Genomic DNA, 14,774 nt, shown 5'->3' on the forward strand with positions numbered 1-14,774 from the left:
TTGAACAGTTTCTGCACGCCGGCTTCGCTGTGATCGATATCCGGGTAGATCTCGGCATAGGTGCCTTCCAGCCAGCTATTGGCCACCAGCCCTGGTCCGCCATGACCCGGACCAGTGATGTAGATCATCGGCTGGCTGCGTTCCTTGATCACCCGGTTCAGGTGCACGTAGATGAAATTCAGCCCTGGTGTGGTGCCCCAGTGGCCCAAGAGGCGCGGCTTGACGTGCTCGCGCTGCAACGGCTCCTTCAGCAACGGGTTGGCCAGCAGGTAGATCTGCCCTACCGACAGGTAATTCGCCGCCTGCCAGTAGGTGTGCATCTTGGTAACTTGATCCTGGGAAAGACGTCCTGCAGTCACGGTTTCACCTCATGATATGGATGGAAACATTTGCCAAGTACGCAGTCCTTGTCGCCTGCGACTGGATTCGTTGCCACAGCCGTCGCAACAGGGGTTTCATGCGGTTTCGCGGGCCCGCCAAAATCCGGTCTGTGAAACCCGCTGATAGTCCTTGCACCTGCCGCCCTGAGTGCCTTCCGATGTTTTTGTATTTTTTGGCTGTGACCGCAGGTAATTCTAGGGGGGGCATCCTTGCCAAAACATAGCTTTATCTGCCAATTCAGTGACCAAAAATTGCTTTTTCTATCATTGGCATCGTGCGATCTGGATTTTTGCAATATCACATCTGGATAAACTAGCCAGCCGGTGCAAATCGTGAATATCACAACCATGACCAATTTCTCACAATGCTAAAATGGCCTGCTGGCTTGACCAGAATCCTCCCCCACAACCTCGTCTGAGCCACCATGCTGCATGAACTCCTGTTGCTTCTTCCCCTATCCTTTGCTGCCGGCCTTATCAATGCCACGGTTGGCGGTGGCGGTCTTGTGATCGTTCCCGGCATGTTCGCCGTGCTGCCCCGCTTGTTGCCCGCTGCCATTTTTGGCACGGACAAGTTTGCCGCTGTGATGGGGCATGCCTTTGCCGCGCGGCAATATGCCATGAAGCTCGATATTCCCTGGCGGTTGGTCATGATGGCAGCCGGCGCGGCATTTATCGGTGCCTATCTGGGGGCACGCGCGATCGCCTATCTGCCGGTCAACTGGGTACGGCCAGGCGTGATCTGCCTGCTGATCGTCATGCTGCTCTACACCTGGCTAAAGCCTGCTTTCGGAGCACAGGATCAGAGCAAGCCACTGACAAAACGCGAATTGGTGGCAGGCTTGCTGGTCGGCATGGCCATCGGCTTCTATGACGGATTTTTTGGGCCAGGCACAGGCAGCTTCCTGATCTTCCTGTTCATTCGCCTGTTCCATTTCGATTTTCTGCGCGCATCGGCCTGTGCCAAGTTCGTCAACATGGCAACCAATCTGGCTGCTTTGTGCTTTTTCATTCCTGCAGGGCATGTTGCCTATCAACTGGCCATTCCGATGGGCATCGCCGCCATGGCGGGTGCCTGGGTCGGTGCACGTCTGGCGCTGCGCGGTGGCAATCAGTGGGTACGCCGTCTGTTTATAGTTCTGGCGATTACACTGCTGGCCAAGCTGATCTTCGATACCGTGCGTACCCTGTAAATCGATCGTTCAATACGCGCCCAGCAAAAAGCCCTGCAATGTCTCCATTGCAGGGCTTTTTATCGCTTGGAAGCAGGTCGGATCAGCTTCCGCCGCCGCCACCTTCAGTGCTTACGCTCTCAAGGAAGCTCTTGAGGCGTTCGGAACGGGTCGGATGACGCAACTTGCGCAGTGCCTTGGCTTCGATCTGGCGAATCCGCTCACGCGTTACATCAAACTGCTTGCCCACTTCTTCCAGCGTGTGGTCGGTATTCATTTCAATGCCGAAACGCATGCGCAATACCTTGGCCTCGCGCGGAGTCAGGGTATCGAGCACTTCGTTGGTAGCTTCACGCAGACCGGCATAGATCGCGGCATCGGCCGGTGCCACCGTGACCGAGTCCTCGATGAAATCACCCAGATGCGAATCGTCGTCGTCACCGATCGGCGTTTCCATCGAAATCGGTTCCTTGGCAATCTTGAGGATCTTGCGGATCTTGTCTTCCGGCATTTCCATGCGTTCAGCCAACTGGTCAGGCGTAGCTTCCACGCCCGTTTCCTGCAGGATCTGACGCTGGATACGGTTCATCTTGTTGATCGTTTCGATCATATGCACCGGAATCCGGATCGTACGTGCCTGGTCAGCAATCGAGCGTGTAATCGCCTGACGGATCCACCAGGTGGCATAGGTCGAGAACTTGTAGCCACGACGGTATTCGAACTTGTCCACCGCCTTCATCAAGCCAATATTGCCCTCCTGGATCAGATCCAGGAATTGCAAGCCACGGTTGGTGTACTTCTTGGCAATCGAGATCACCAGGCGCAGGTTGGCCTCGATCATTTCGCGCTTGGCACGAATGGCTCTGGCTTCACCGGTCGACATCTGTCGGTTGATTTCCTTTAGCTCCTTGACCGGCAATAGCGCGCTGTCTTGCAGCTCTGCCAGCTTGGATTGCTTTTCCATGATGGCGTGCTGATATCGCTCCAGGATTTCCGAATACTTGTGCCCGGCGCTGATTTCTTCTGCCACCCAGGTCAAATCGGTTTCCCGGCCAACGAAGGTCTTGATGAAATGCTCGCGCGGCATTCTGACCTTCTGCACACACAGATCCATGATTTCGCGTTCAAGACTGCGAACATCATCGACCATATTGCGCAACTGATCACACAGCGCTTCCACCTGGCGCGCCGAGAATCGGATCTGCTGGAACTCCTCGACAATGGCTTCGTGTGCCTTGATATAACCCTTGCTGGAAGGCCCTTCTTTTTTCAGTGCCTTGAGCATGGCGTCATAATGCGTGCGCACGATGGCAAATTTCTCAGCAGCCTGCGTCTTCAGCAATTCGAGATTAGCGCTGGCTGCCGCAGACGCAGCACCTTCACTATCCTCATCTTCTTCATCATCGGAACCGGCTTCCAGCTCTTCTTCCGGCAACTCTTCCGGCTCAGCTTCTTCTTCGATCGCATTGGGATCAATAATGCCATCGATCACGTCATCGATCCGGATTTCACCCTGCACGCCCTTGTCGACCAGATCAAGGATCTGCTGCATGGTGGTCGGGCAGGCCGAGATGGCCTGGATCATGTGACGCAAGCCTTCTTCGATGCGTTTGGCGATTTCGATTTCGCCTTCACGTGTCAGCAGCTCGACCGTACCCATTTCGCGCATGTACATGCGTACCGGGTCGGTGGTGCGGCCAAATTCGGCATCCACGGAAGACAATGCTGCCTCGGCCTCTTCCGCGGCATCTTCATCCGCTACGGCAGCCGGTGCATCCGACATGAGCATTTCTTCAGCATCCGGCGCTTCATCGCAAACCTGAATGCCCATGTTGGTGATCATGCTGATCACGCCTTCGATCTGCTCGGCATCGAGCATGTCTTCCGGCAAATGGTCGTTGATCTCGGCATAGGTCAAGTAGCCGCGCTCCTTGCCGAGCACGATCAACATCTTGAATTTTGCCTTGCGTACTTCAGGGTCAATTTTCTCGGATTGATCCCGCTTGATTTCCCGGAAATCCAGGTCTTCCTTTTCGAACTCGTGATCAGCTGCCATGTCTGTGCAACTCTTTGCTTAAATAGCGAAACCGGCAATTATGCCACAACCGGGTCGACCTGTCGTCAGGACATTCCCACCCGCCCAATAACTTCAACTACTTCCGCGCAATCAACGCCAGATATTCGGCCTTTTCCGCATCGGTCAAGCCACCATTGGCGGCGCGATATTCCAATTCCGCATACCGGCCAGCTGCCACCGGCCGCTCCAGATTGCGCCCAGCCGCACGACAGGTATCGGCATACTCCGTTGCCAGATCCTCGGTATCGAACCGTGCAAAAAGCGAACAGGCCAACTGGAAAGAACGGGAAAGCACGGAAAATTCGTCATGTTCGCGCCACGATTCCAGCAATGCCACACCGGTCATTTCTGGCTGCTGCCTCGCACGCGTCAAGACATCGGACACCAGCCTGGCAAAACCATCCTGCGGCCACTGCAGCCAGAACGGCTCGCCATCGCTCGCCAATTTCGGTGCAAACAGCACCAATTGCAGCAAGCTTTGCAGCACATCCTGCCGCGGCCGGCGCTTTTGCGGCGTCAAAGGCACTTCTTTTTCCGCATCCCGCCCGAAACGACGGCCCGTGCGCTCTCGCTCGCGCCCGCCCCAGCCAGGCCGCGCACTACCTTCTCGTCTGGCAACCTGCGGCACCTGATCCTCACGAGGCTCACTACGGCCCTGACCATCAATCACAGCCAGATCATCCAGCGACAACTGACACAATTCCGCCAGGCGCTTCTTCAACAACATCTGCAAGGCCGGCGCATGCGCCATGCGTTGCAGATAAGGCTTGGCAATATGCAAGAGGCGAGCGCGTCCCTCCTCCTTGGTCAAATCCACCTGGGCAGACAATTCCCGCAACAGATACTGCGACAGCGGCAGCGCATCTTGCGCCAGCAAGGTTTCGAAACGCTCACGTCCGAATGCCTGCACATAGCTATCCGGATCATGCTCAGCCGGCAAAAACAGAAAACGCAACTCCTTGCCATCACTCACTTCCGGCAAACTGTTTTCCAGGCCTCTCCAGGCAGCGCGTCGACCTGCCGCATCGCCATCGAAACAGAACACCACTTCATCAGCCAGCTTGAGCAATTTTTTGACATGCTCCGGCGTACACGCCGTCCCCAGAGTGGCCACCGCATATTCGACGCCATGCTGATGCAGCATGACCACATCCATGTAGCCTTCGACCACGAGGACACGTCCTCGTTCACGAATCGCCGCGCGCGCCTGCGGCAATCCGTACAATTCACGTCCCTTCTCAAAGACAGGCGTTTCTGGCGAATTCAGATACTTGGGCTCGCCCGCCCCCATGATGCGACCACCGAACCCAATCACATGGTTGCGCTGGTTCAGGATAGGAAACAAAACCCGATCGCGAAAGCGATCATAACGGCGCTTCGTCTCCTCCTTTTCGACCACCAAGCCTGCTTCGGGCAGCAACTTGCTCCAGTCATAATCAGGAAATATCTGCTTGAGCGCCTGCCAATCATCCCCACCAGGCGCATAGCCGATCCCGAAGCGCGCAGCCGTTCGTCCGGTCACGCCACGCCCTTTCAGATAGGCAATGGCCACAGGCGCCACTTTTAGTTGCGCCCGATAAAAATCTGACGCCTGCTTCAACACATCCAGCAGACTGGGGCCTTCCCGCACTTCAGCGGCCTGTGCGGCATCATCGACCGGCATCTGCATGCCAGCACCCTCCGCCAGGATACGCACGGCCTCCGGGAAATTGACTCCCTGATACTCCATGACGAAGCCAACCGCAGAGCCATGCGCACCACAACCAAAACAATGATAGAACTGCTTGGTCGGACTAACGGTAAACGAAGGGGACTTTTCCTTGTGGAACGGACAGCAAGCCGAATAGTTTTGCCCGGCTTTTTTGAGCGGCAGGTAGCGCTCGATCACATCAACAATATCGACGCGATCCAGCAGGTCCTGGACAAAAGATTCAGGAATGCGCGCCATGTGGCGTTACAACCCCCAACAGTCCTGTTCAACCCAGACGAGACTTGACCAGCTTCGACACTTCACTCATGTCAGCACGCCCAGCCAGTTGCGATTTAAGATCGGCCATGATCTTGCCCATGGCAGGCTGCGATGCACCATGCACCGCAATAGCGGCATCCACTACTGCCATCACCTCCTCTGCCGTCAGGCGCTGCGGCATATAGTGCGAAAGCACGGCGACTTCGGCCTTTTCCTTTTCCGCCAGATCAGCACGCCCGGCCGCTTCGTACTGCTCGATGCTATCCTTGCGCTGCTTGAGCATCTTTTCGATCACCGAAACAATTGCCACATCATCCAGCTCGATGCGCTCATCGACTTCGCGCTGCTTCATGGCAGCCAGCAACAAACGGATCGCACCCAGACGATCCATCTCTTTGGCCTTCATGGCCGATTTCATGTCTTCCTGAATACGCGCTTTGAGACTCATGGCAGCTTCCAAATTTTGCAAAACACAAACACCAAAAGGCCGCACACGTGCGGCCTTTCAGCAGACATACTTGACGATCAGTAAAGCTTGGCGGGCAATTGTTGGCTGCGCAGGCGCTTGTAGTGGCGCTTTACGGCAGCAGCGAGCTTGCGCTTGCGCTCAGCAGTAGGCTTCTCGTAAAACTCGCGAGCACGCAGCTCGGTAAGCAGACCAGTCTTTTCCACCGTGCGCTTGAAACGGCGCATGGCGACTTCGAACGGTTCATTTTCTTTGACGCGAACGGTAGGCATTGACAAATCCTGTATCTATTCTAAACAGCCCACACAGGGCCTGTGCGGAAAGTCGGGTATTATCAAGCAAAGCTGATCAGCTGTCAAAACAGATTTGACCTTTTTAGCCAGGGCGCAACATCCGCCAAACCTTGAGCGCATCCACAGTCTGTGCCACGTCATGCACCCGAATCACGGCGGCACCAGCCTGCGCCGCCAGCACCGCCGCAGCAATACTAGCCGGCATTCGGGCATCCACTGGTCGCCCGGTAATCTGACCAAGCATAGACTTGCGCGACACACCAACCAGAAATGGGCAGCCAAGCCTTTCGATCATTGCCGGCATGGCGCGAAACAAGGCCACATTCTGATCCAGGGTCTTGCCGAAACCGAAACCGGGATCCAGCAAGATGCGATCACGGGCTATGCCCCGAGCCACCGCAGCATCTCGCCGTTGCGCAAGATATACCTCAACATCACGGCCAACGTCCTCATACTCAGGCGCATCCTGCATGGTCCGGGGATCTCCCCGCATATGCATCAGACAGACGGCCGCGCCGAATTGCGCCAGCAAAGCCAGCGCCCCCTCACCCTCCAGTGCTGCAATATCATTGACCAAATCGACCCCTGCCTCCAGCGCGGCGCGCATCACTGCCGGCTTGCGCGTGTCGATGGAAAGAGGCACCTTCAAATCCCGCAATGATTCCAATACCGGAACCACGCGTCGAATCTCCTCCTCAACCGGGACTTCAGCCGCACCAGGACGAGTAGACTCCCCTCCCACATCCAGAATATCCGCCCCGTCCTCCACCAGTCGTGCGGCATGCGCCACAGCCTGATCACGCGAAGCGAAACGTCCGCCATCAGAAAACGAGTCGGGCGTTACATTGACAATGCCCATCACCAATGGGCGCTCCAACTCCAGCACAAAACGGCCACACGACAATCTGCGCATCAGCATCCTCACAAAATAAAAGGCGACGCACCTGCGCCGCCTTTAGAACCTGTCCATATATATTTGCCACGAAGTCCTGATGAAAACCTCACCAAACTCCGTACAGGTACTTACATGCAACCACCCACTCAAGCTTCAGGAGCAGGATTGATTGTCGGCACGGGCGCACTGCCACTGGGCGTATCATCATCGCGCACCGCAGGAGGCTGCTTGGGAATCCAGCCCTTGGGAGGCTGCGGCTGACGCCCTTCCATGATGTCGCGGATCTGCTCGGCATCAATGGTTTCCCACTCCATCAGCGCATTGGTCATGGCCTCGACCTTATCGCTGCTATCTTTGAGAATCTGCTCAGCCAGCGCATACTGCTCATCAATGATGCGACGGATTTCTGCATCCACCTGCTGCATTGTGGCCTCGGACATGTTCTTGTGCGTCGTTACCGAACGCCCCAGGAACACCTCGCCATCATTCTCGCCATAAACCATCGGCCCCATTTTTTCGGACATGCCGTAACGGGTGACCATATCGCGCGCCATCGACGTTGCACGCTCGAAGTCATTGCTGGCCCCGGTTGAAACGCGATGAATGAACAGATCCTCTGCAATGCGTCCACCAAACATGATGGAAATGCTCGACAGCATCTGATCCTTGTACAGACTGAAGCGATCGCGCACCGGCAACTGCCAGGTCAAACCCAGTGCCCGACCACGCGGCACAATCGTGACCTTATGCACCGGATCCGTACCCGGCAGGACATAAGCCACTACCGCATGACCAGACTCATGGTAGGCAGTCGCACGGCGCTCATCCTCGGTCATGACCATCGAGCGGCGCTCCGGCCCCATGAAAATCTTGTCCTTGGCAGATTCGAAGTCGTCCATGTCAACCAGACGCTTGTTGCGACGTGCTGCGAACAACGCCGCCTCATTCACCAGGTTAGCCAGATCCGCGCCCGACATACCCGGCGTACCACGCGCCAGCACATTGGCATCGACATCATTGGCAATCGGAATCTTGCGCATGTGTACGCCAAGAATCTGTTCACGCCCGACGATATCAGGCAGGGGTACCACCACTTGACGATCGAAACGACCAGGGCGCAACAACGCCGGATCCAGCACGTCGGGGCGGTTGGTAGCTGCGATCACGATGATGCCGGAATTTCCTTCAAAGCCATCCATCTCGACCAGCATCTGGTTCAAAGTCTGCTCGCGCTCGTCGTTACCACCACCCAGGCCTGCTCCACGCTGACGACCCACCGCATCGATTTCGTCGATAAAGATGATGCAAGGGGCATTCTTCTTGGCCTGGTCAAACATGTCGCGCACACGTGCCGCACCGACACCTACGAACATTTCCACAAAATCAGAACCGGAGATACTAAAGAACGGCACCTTGGCTTCGCCGGCAATTGCCTTGGCCAGCAAGGTCTTGCCGGTACCCGGGGAACCCACCATCAGGATACCGCGTGGCATGCGCCCGCCCAGGCTCTGGTATTTGGACGGATCGCGCAGGTAATCAACAATTTCCGCCACCTCGGCCTTGGCTTCGTCACAACCGGCCACATCGGCAAATGTCACCGTGTTGCTTGCCTCATCGAGCATGCGCGCCTTGGACTTGCCAAAACTGAATGCACCGCCCTTGCCACCGCCCTGCATCTGGCGCATGAAGAAAATCCACACACCAATCAGCAAGAGCATCGGGAACCAGTTCACGAACAGGTTCATGAGCATCGACGGCTCTTCTTCCGGCTTGGCCTCAAACTTGACATTGTGCTTGAGCAGCGTGTCTACCAGCCGGTAATCAAACGGGGCAAACGAGGAAAATGTCGTGCCATCGACACGCTTGCCGCGTATCCACTGGCCACGCAGCGGATAACCCTCAATGGAAATCGAGGCGATCTTGTCCGACTCCACCTCGACCATGAATTGCGAATATGCCACCACCTGGGCCGTATCCTGCCGCTTGGTGAACTGATTGAACACCGTCATCAGCACCAGGCCGACAATCAACCAGATAGCAACGTTCTTGCCGATATTGTTCACGCCTTGACTCCTGTTGCCCGACCGTCGGGCCATTCACGCCTGATTCTACCGCGTCAGGCCTTTTTCTGTTTGCCAAGCAGATAGATTTCACTGCTGCGATCACGCGACGCCTTGGGTTTTCTCGATGCCACCGAGGCAAACTGCTCACGCATCGCCATCATAAACTCGTTGAAACCATATCCCTGAAATACCTTGACCAAAAAACAGCCGCCAGGTTTCAGATAATGCTGCGAAAAATCGAGCGCCAGTTCGCACAGGTACATGCTTTTGGCCTGATCGGTTACCGCATTACCGGAGATATTGGGCGCCATATCGCAAATCACAAGATCCAGTTGTCGGCCATCCAGCATTTCCGTGAAATGATTGAGCACTTCTTCCTCGCGAAAATCGCCTTGCAGAAACTCCACACCGGCAATCGCGGGCATATCCAGGATATCCAGCGCAAACACCCTACCCGAGTCCCCCACCAGATTTCTGGCCACCTGCGACCAGCTTCCCGGTGCCGCACCCAGATCGGCGACATACATCCCTTTTTTCAGCAGATGATCTTTCTCGTTGATTTCCAGCAGCTTGTACGCAGCCCTGGCACGATAACCATCCTTCTGCGCCATATGAACGTAGTGATCGTTGACATGCTCCTGCAACCAGGCATTACTGGTCTTGCTACGTGCCATCAGGTATAATCCGTTGTTTATTCAAGGAATTAAAAAATGATCGAACTGACACCAGATCAGCGCCGCCATCTCAAAAGCCTGGCTCATCACATCAACCCGGTCGTCATGATCGGCAACAATGGCCTGACCGATGCAGTGATTCGCGAAATCGCCATCAACCTGGACGCACACGAGCTGATCAAGATCCGCATCCTAGGCGATGACCGGGCATTGCGCGAACAATATCTGCAACAAATCTGTACCGATCTGGATGCGGCTCCGGTTCAGCATATCGGCAAACTACTGCTGATTTACCGCCCGTCGGAAACCCGAAAAAACGGGATCACTCTACCCAAGTCCAAGTAAGCACAAAAAAACGTGACTGAGTGAGCACGCTAAAACGCCAATGCTCACTCCATCACACTCTCTTCAGTCCTTCCCCCAGACGTACATCAACCCCAGCAGACTCTGAATCAGATAGATCAGGCTGGAAATGGTATGCCAACTGGATAACCCGCCACCGAACATCCCCTCGGTCGCATTGCTGACAGCAGGCTTGATACCGGCAATGATGGGAAATACCGCAAATTGGTTGACCAGCGTGCAGACCAGCATGGCAATGATCAGCCAGAAACGCATCGAACGCAGTGCGCGCAAACCCTCTTCCCAAATATGCCACATGGCCAGATAGCTGCCAGCCACCATTCCGATCCAGCCAATAGCATGGAATAGCTTGCCGGCCAGCATGCCCGCAACAGATTTGTCGACACTGTCAAACAGGATAGGGGCAGCCACCACGCCGATCACCCACATGCCGCCCACCCACAATGTGGTAAGAATATTCCTGAAGCCATTGCCCATTTGCTTGTGAGAAGCAAGGTATTAGGAGCGAGGGGGTAAACACCTCACGCCGCACACCCCACTCCTATCTCCCTCAGATATATTTCACATCCAGCACTTCATACTCGCGAATTCCGCCCGGCGCCAGCACTTCGGCCACATCGCCGGCATACTTGCCGATCAGAGCACGGGCAATCGGGCTGGATACCGAAATCTTGCCATCCTTCAAGTCCGCCTCGTCGTCACCGACAATCTGATAGGTAACCTGATTGCCGGCATCCAGATCCTCCAGATCGACAGTGGCGCCAAACACCACCCGCCCTTCGGCGGTAGCCGACAATGCCGCCGGATCAATCACCTGGGCATTGGAGAGCTTGCTTTCGATGTCGGCGATACGCCCCTCGATAAAAGCCTGCTTTTCCTTGGCGGCATCGTATTCCGCATTTTCCGAGATATCACCATGCGAGCGCGCCTCGGCAATGGCTGCAATCACCGCAGGTCGTTCAACGCTTTTCAAGCGTTGCAACTCGGTCTTGAGCTTTTCCATACCAACCAGGGTCAGCGGAATCTTGATCATTCTGTTTCCTCCCGCAGGCCGCTTGCCTGCACCAAAAGAAGAACCGCCGTCCCATGGGACGGCGGTTTGTTGTCATGGACGTAAAGTTATCAGGCTTTGATACGGGCATGCAAGCCCTGCAGATCGTAAACACGCATTTCGCCCAGATCGCGCATCCCGACGCATGCGGCACGTGCACCAGCCAGGGTCGTATAGACAGGCAATTTTGCTTTCAATGCCTCATGGCGAATGGAATAAGAATCCTGGATTGCCTGGCGACGCTCATCCACGGTGTTGATGATCATGGCAATCTCGCCATTCTTGATCATATCCACGATGTGCGGACGACCTTCCATGACCTTGTTCACCAGATGCACGTTGACACCGGCAGCCGTCATCACGGCCGCAGTACCTTTGGTGGCATAAACATGAAAACCAAGCTTGGTCAGGATACGGGCACACTCGACGATGCCGGACTTGTCAGCCTCACGCACCGAGATAAACACGTTACCCGATGTCGGCAGTACCACGCCAGCCGCAAGCTGGCTCTTTACAAAAGCTTCAGCAAACGTATCGCCCACACCCATGACTTCGCCAGTCGATTTCATCTCCGGCCCGAGGATGGTATCGACCCCGGGGAACTTGATGAAGGGGAATACCGCTTCCTTGACCGAGTAATACGGCGGAATCACTTCATGCGTTACACCCTGCGACGCCAGTGTCTGGCCAGCCATGCATCGTGCAGCGATCTTAGCCAGCGGCAGGCTGGTGGCCTTGGATACATAGGGCACCGTGCGCGATGCACGCGGGTTCACTTCCAGCACATAAACAACCGATTCACCATCCTGGCGTTGAATGGCGAACTGCACATTCATCAGGCCAATCACCTTCAGTGCCTTGGCCATGGCCACCGTCTGGCGACGCAGCTCATCCTGAATCTCGCACGACAAGCTGTACGGCGGCAACGAGCAGGCGGAATCACCGGAGTGCACGCCTGCCTGCTCGATGTGTTCCATAATGCCGCCGATGAGCACTTCTTCACCGTCGGACAGCGCATCGACATCCACCTCGATCGCATCATTCAGGAAGCGATCCAGCAATACCGGGCTGTCATTGGAAACCTTGACCGCCTCGCGCATGTAGCGCGCCAGATCATCCTCGGAATGCACGATCTGCATCGCACGGCCACCCAGCACATAGGATGGTCGCACAACCAGCGGATAACCCAGCTTCGCCGCCAGCGCCAGCGCATCCTTTTCGGTGCGTGCCGTGGCATTGGGCGGCTGACGCAAACCCAAGTCGTGCAGTAATTTCTGGAAGCGCTCACGATCTTCCGCCGCATCGATCATGTCAGGGCTGGTACCGATGATCGGTACGTTGTTGGCTTCCAGTGCGCGTGCGAGCTTGAGCGGTGTCTGGCCGCCATACTGCACGATCACACCAACCGGCTTTTCCACATGCACGATTTCAAGCACGTCTTCCAGCGTCAACGGCTCGAAATACAGACGATCTGACGTATCATAATCAGTCGAAACCGTTTCCGGATTGCAGTTGACCATGATGGTTTCATAGCCATCTTCGCGCAGCGCCAGTGCGGCATGCACGCAGCAGTAATCGAACTCGATACCCTGGCCAATGCGATTTGGCCCGCCGCCGAGCACCATGATCTTTTTCTTGTCAGTCGGCTGCGCCTCGCATTCTTCCTCGTAGGTCGAGTACATATAAGCTGTATTGGTCGAAAACTCGGCCGCACAGGTATCCACACGTTTGTAGACCGGGCGAATATTCAAGGCATGGCGGGCGCGGCGCACTGCATTCTGGTCACATCCGAGCAAAGTACCGAGACGACGATCCGAGAAGCCTTTGCGCTTCAGGCGACGGAAGGTAGCCGCATCGACCTCTTCAACATTTCTGCCACGCAACGCAGCCTCTTCCTTGAGCAGATCCTCGATCTGCACCAGGAACCAGCGGTCAATCTTGGTCAGCTGATGGACCTCTTCCAGACTCATGCCGATACGGAAAGCATCGGCCACATACCACAGGCGCTCCGGGCCCGGCGAGACGATTTCAGCCTCAATCTTGGCGCGGTCGGTCGTGATTTCATCGAAACCGGACATACCGGTTTCAAGCCCGCGCAGCGCCTTTTGCAAGGACTCCTGCTGGGTGCGACCCATAGCCATCACCTCACCCACCGATTTCATCTGGGTGGTCAGGCGATCATTGGCCTGCGGGAATTTCTCGAAGGCAAAACGCGGAATCTTGGTTACCACGTAATCGATGGAAGGCTCGAACGATGCCGGCGTCTTGCCACCGGTAATCTCGTTGCGCAATTCATCAAGCGTGTAACCCACGGCCAGCTTGGCTGCAACCTTGGCAATCGGGAAACCGGTTGCCTTGGAAGCCAGCGCTGAAGAACGTGAAACGCGGGGATTCATCTCGATCACGATCATGCGGCCGTCCGCCGGATTGATCGAGAACTGCACGTTGGAACCACCCGTATCGACGCCGATCTCGCGCAACACCGCGATCGAGGCGTTACGCATGATCTGATATTCCTTGTCGGTCAGGGTCTGTGCCGGTGCTACCGTAATCGAGTCGCCGGTATGCACCCCCATCGGGTCAAGGTTTTCAATCGAACAAACGATGATGCAGTTGTCGTTGCGATCACGCACGACTTCCATCTCGTATTCTTTCCAGCCCAGCAACGATTCTTCGATCAGCAGTTCGCGTGTCGGCGAGAGATCCAGACCGCGCGTGCAGATTTCGACAAACTCTTCGATGTTGTAGGCAATACCGCCACCGGAGCCACCAAGCGTGAATGACGGACGGATGATGGCAGGGAAACCGACTTGCTGCTGTGCCACCAGCGCCTCTTCCAGGCTATGCGCAATCGCGGAACGGGCGGAACCCAGTCCGATCTTGCTCATGGCTGCCTTGAATTTCTGGCGGTCTTCCGCCTTGTCGATGGCCTCGGGTTGCGCACCGATGAGCTCGACTTTGTACTTGTCGAGCACCCCGTTGTGCCACAGATCCAGCGCACAATTCAGCGCGGTCTGCCCGCCCATGGTCGGCAGGATCGCATCTGGGCGCTCCTTTTCGATGATTTTCTCAACCACCTGCCAGGTGATCGGCTCGATATAGGTCACATCGGCCGTATTCGGATCAGTCATGATCGTGGCCGGGTTGGAGTTGACCAGGATGACTTTGTACCCTTCTTCGCGCAGTGCCTTGCACGCTTGCGCACCCGAATAGTCGAATTCACACGCCTGGCCAATGATGATCGGGCCTGCGCCAATGATCAGAATGGATTTGATGTCTGTACGTTTTGGCATTTTATTAACTCAGTGAACAAGTGAAGTAAGTGACGGGGTGAACGAACTGGATGGCCAAAGATCGGCTCACTCGTTCAC

The 14,774-nt window shown here is 55.9% G+C and carries 13 protein-coding genes; 2 read left to right on the top strand and 11 right to left on the bottom strand.

Features of this window, described 5'->3' with window-relative positions:
• The coding region (locus tag AC0KVQ_RS12810) for a phosphoketolase family protein (RefSeq protein ID WP_473421555.1) at positions 1-359 on the bottom strand (359 nt) is incomplete at its 3' end.
• A 446-nt stretch (positions 360-805) separates the two neighbouring features.
• Between AC0KVQ_RS12810 and AC0KVQ_RS12815 the strand changes: the two genes are divergently transcribed.
• On the top strand, positions 806-1,573 hold the full coding sequence (locus tag AC0KVQ_RS12815; protein ID WP_473421556.1) for a sulfite exporter TauE/SafE family protein: 768 nt from the start codon (positions 806-808) through the stop codon (positions 1,571-1,573).
• A gap of 82 nt (positions 1,574-1,655) precedes the next feature.
• Here the strand turns inward: AC0KVQ_RS12815 and rpoD are convergent, their stop codons facing one another.
• From rpoD to rlmE, 7 genes are all read right to left on the bottom strand, one after another.
• Positions 1,656-3,608 carry an RNA polymerase sigma factor RpoD gene (gene rpoD, locus AC0KVQ_RS12820; RefSeq protein ID WP_473421557.1) on the bottom strand — a complete coding sequence of 651 codons (1,953 nt, stop codon included), beginning with the start codon at positions 3,606-3,608 and terminating at the stop codon, positions 1,656-1,658.
• A 97-nt stretch (positions 3,609-3,705) separates the two neighbouring features.
• Positions 3,706-5,577, bottom strand: coding sequence for a DNA primase (gene dnaG, locus AC0KVQ_RS12825; protein WP_473421558.1), 1,872 nt, complete (start codon positions 5,575-5,577; stop codon positions 3,706-3,708).
• Between the two features lie 28 nt (positions 5,578-5,605).
• The gene (locus tag AC0KVQ_RS12830; protein ID WP_473421559.1) at positions 5,606-6,046 is read right to left on the bottom strand and encodes a GatB/YqeY domain-containing protein; all 441 of its coding nucleotides are present in this window, start codon (positions 6,044-6,046) and stop codon (positions 5,606-5,608) included.
• A 77-nt stretch (positions 6,047-6,123) separates the two neighbouring features.
• Positions 6,124-6,336, bottom strand: a complete 213-nt coding sequence (gene rpsU / locus AC0KVQ_RS12835) for a 30S ribosomal protein S21 (protein ID WP_473421560.1) — start codon at positions 6,334-6,336, stop codon at positions 6,124-6,126.
• Between the two features lie 103 nt (positions 6,337-6,439).
• Entirely contained in the window at positions 6,440-7,270 is an 831-nt protein-coding gene (folP, locus tag AC0KVQ_RS12840; protein WP_473421561.1) for a dihydropteroate synthase, read from the bottom strand.
• Between the two features lie 128 nt (positions 7,271-7,398).
• The gene (ftsH, locus tag AC0KVQ_RS12845) at positions 7,399-9,315 is read right to left on the bottom strand and encodes an ATP-dependent zinc metalloprotease FtsH (RefSeq protein ID WP_473421562.1); all 1,917 of its coding nucleotides are present in this window, start codon (positions 9,313-9,315) and stop codon (positions 7,399-7,401) included.
• Positions 9,316-9,368: 53 nt separating this feature from the next.
• A complete protein-coding gene (rlmE, locus tag AC0KVQ_RS12850) occupies positions 9,369-9,992 on the bottom strand; it encodes a 23S rRNA (uridine(2552)-2'-O)-methyltransferase RlmE (protein WP_473421597.1) in 624 nt (207 codons plus the stop codon).
• Between the two features lie 33 nt (positions 9,993-10,025).
• Between rlmE and yhbY the strand changes: the two genes are divergently transcribed.
• The gene (gene yhbY, locus AC0KVQ_RS12855) at positions 10,026-10,334 is read left to right on the top strand and encodes a ribosome assembly RNA-binding protein YhbY (protein ID WP_473421563.1); all 309 of its coding nucleotides are present in this window, start codon (positions 10,026-10,028) and stop codon (positions 10,332-10,334) included.
• A gap of 63 nt (positions 10,335-10,397) precedes the next feature.
• Here yhbY and AC0KVQ_RS12860 read toward each other — a convergent pair whose 3' ends face one another.
• The 3 genes from AC0KVQ_RS12860 to carB form a co-directional block, all read right to left on the bottom strand.
• On the bottom strand, positions 10,398-10,829 hold the full coding sequence (locus tag AC0KVQ_RS12860; RefSeq protein ID WP_473421564.1) for a DUF4149 domain-containing protein: 432 nt from the start codon (positions 10,827-10,829) through the stop codon (positions 10,398-10,400).
• A gap of 73 nt (positions 10,830-10,902) precedes the next feature.
• A complete protein-coding gene (gene greA, locus AC0KVQ_RS12865) occupies positions 10,903-11,385 on the bottom strand; it encodes a transcription elongation factor GreA (protein ID WP_473421565.1) in 483 nt (160 codons plus the stop codon).
• 89 nt (positions 11,386-11,474) lie between these two features.
• Positions 11,475-14,696 carry a carbamoyl-phosphate synthase large subunit gene (gene carB, locus AC0KVQ_RS12870; RefSeq protein WP_473421566.1) on the bottom strand — a complete coding sequence of 1,074 codons (3,222 nt, stop codon included), beginning with the start codon at positions 14,694-14,696 and terminating at the stop codon, positions 11,475-11,477.
• Between the last annotated feature and the right edge of the window lie 78 nt (positions 14,697-14,774).

The sequence above is a fragment of the Formivibrio sp. oc-25 genome (assembly GCF_055810895.1).